Below are 773 nucleotides of genomic sequence, written 5' to 3'. Positions count from 1 at the left end.
GATGTCACTGACACCATCGATACCAGCACTGTTTCGCTGACAGCTACCCCTAATGTCGCCGAAGGCGGCACTGTGGTTTACACCGCGTCGGTCACCGCCCCCGTGACTGGTTCCCCGGTCGTAGTGACTCTGTCTAATGGCCAGACCATCACCATTCCAGTGGGCGAGTCGTCCGCCAGCGTCAACTTCACCGCGCCAAACGATGCGTTGGCTGGCGGTAGCTCCCTGAGCACCACTATCACCAAGGCGGACGGCGGTAACTACGAGAAGCTGGAAGTCAGCGACAAGCCGGCTGAAACCTCCGTCACCGATACCCCGGACACCACCACTCTGAGCCTGAGCGCGACCGAGTCCGTGGCTGAAGGTGGTTCCATCGTTTACACCGCGACCCTGACCAATGCTGCGGGTACGCCTGTTACTGTCACACTCTCTAACGGCGCGGTGATCACCATCGCCGCTGGCGCTACCTCCGGTACTGCCACCGTCGCCGCTCCGGCTGACGACGTGTACAAAGACGCCGGTAAAGTCGAAGCCACCATTACCAAGGCCGAAGGCGGTAACTTCGAGAATCTGGAGACCAATCCAGCTCCAGCAGTCACCGACGTGACTGACACCATCGATACGTCGACCGTCAGCCTGACCGCAACTCCAAGCGTGGCTGAGGGTGGCATTGTTGTTTACACCGCGTCGGTGACAGCGCCAGTAACCGGCTCGCCGGTCGTGGTCACTCTGTCCAACGGACAGATCATCACCATTCCGGTGGGCGAGTCGTC

General features: G+C 60.5%; 1 protein-coding gene. It reads left to right on the top strand.

Annotation, left to right across the window (positions count from 1 at the left end; genetic code table 11):
* Positions 1 to 72 precede the first annotated feature (72 nt).
* On the top strand, positions 73 to 773 hold a 701-nt coding region (locus tag AC1RGE_RS32035; RefSeq protein ID WP_492585719.1), incomplete at its 3' end, for an immunoglobulin-like domain-containing protein.

Source organism: Pseudomonas sp. GW823-FHT02C05 (assembly GCF_058797595.1).
This window is presented reverse-complemented; position numbering and strand designations above follow the sequence as displayed.